The organism is Nocardia sp. 852002-51101_SCH5132738, from assembly GCF_001665695.1.
GTDB classification, from domain to species: domain Bacteria; phylum Actinomycetota; class Actinomycetes; order Mycobacteriales; family Mycobacteriaceae; genus Nocardia; species Nocardia nova.
This window is the reverse complement of sequence record NZ_LZML01000140.1, coordinates 1-1,136: the sequence shown is the minus strand read 5'-3', so window position 1 is coordinate 1,136 and position 1,136 is coordinate 1. Positions and strand designations below refer to the sequence as shown.

Annotated in this window: 1 pseudogene; it reads left to right on the top strand. The window is 69.3% G+C overall.

The features are described from left to right. Positions 1-229 precede the first annotated feature (229 nt). Positions 230-1,136, top strand: a pseudogene (locus A5789_RS20025) (transposase); the annotation flags it as partial.

The window sequence follows — 1,136 nt, the reverse complement described above, 5'->3', positions numbered from 1 at the left end:
CGAACCGAATTCCATTGTGCTAGAATAGATTTAGTACCGAACTAGCTTCGGACTTACACGGTTCTCGTGACACCCTCCCAACCGGGGTGAACAAGGACTGCGCAAAGCCGCTGCCGAGCAGGGGAACCGGGACGCGGCGGCCGCGGCAGCGCGGCGCGCGGCGGCCGAACACGCAGCCACCGACGCCGCCGAAGACGAACTTTATGGTGTCGGTCGCCGTGCAGGAGAAGTGCCGTCCGATCTCATCGAGCCCAGTAGCCGGGCCCGGCGCATCGACCAAGCCCTGGCGGAGTTAGCGGCCGAGCACACTCGCAGGGAACGTGAACAGGCAGACGAGCAGGCCGGGGCCGAACGCAAACAAGCACGCCGGACCCGCAAGGCCGCCGCGCGGGCCGCCCAGTTGGAGGCGTTCGAGCAGCGTCGACTGCCCGGTCGTTCGGTGACCGGTGGCCCGCCCGCCGAGATCCGGGTGCAGGTGCTGACCCGTAACTGGGAAGCCGCCCGCGCCGCGCAGCAAGCCAAGATCGACCGCTACGAGCATCGCGGAATCCGTCGAGGCCGCCGCCCCGCCGCGGTCGATGACCACACCATGGTCAAACGAGTACGAGCCGCGCTGGACCGCGCGATCGCCACCGAACAGAACCGAACCGAACACAGTGGCGCGCCCACCGCGCGAACCTCACCCACGGTGGACCCGACCGCACCCGCCCCGGCCCAGCCGGCCCGTTCGTGGGCCGGCGCACCCCAACGAAACATCACCGACCCCGAGTCCCGGCTGATGCCGCTACGCGGCGGCGGATGGCTGCAAGGGTTCAACTGCCAGGCCGTGACCAGCGCCGACGGACTGATCATCGCGACCGATGTCGGCAACAACCCCAACGACGCCACCACCTTCACCAGCATGCTCGACAAAGCCGCCACAGCAGCCCGGCTCATCACCCACACCCGCACACACACCAGACCCGCAGCCACCGGCCCCGACGGGATCGGGGTGCTGCTCGCCGACGCCGGCTACCTCACACGCGCCAATCTCACTCATCCCGGCCCCGACCGGCTCATCGCCACCGGCAGCACTCGAGCCCAGCACGACACCGCCCGTGACCATCCCGCTCACGGCCCCGCTCCCACCGACGCCA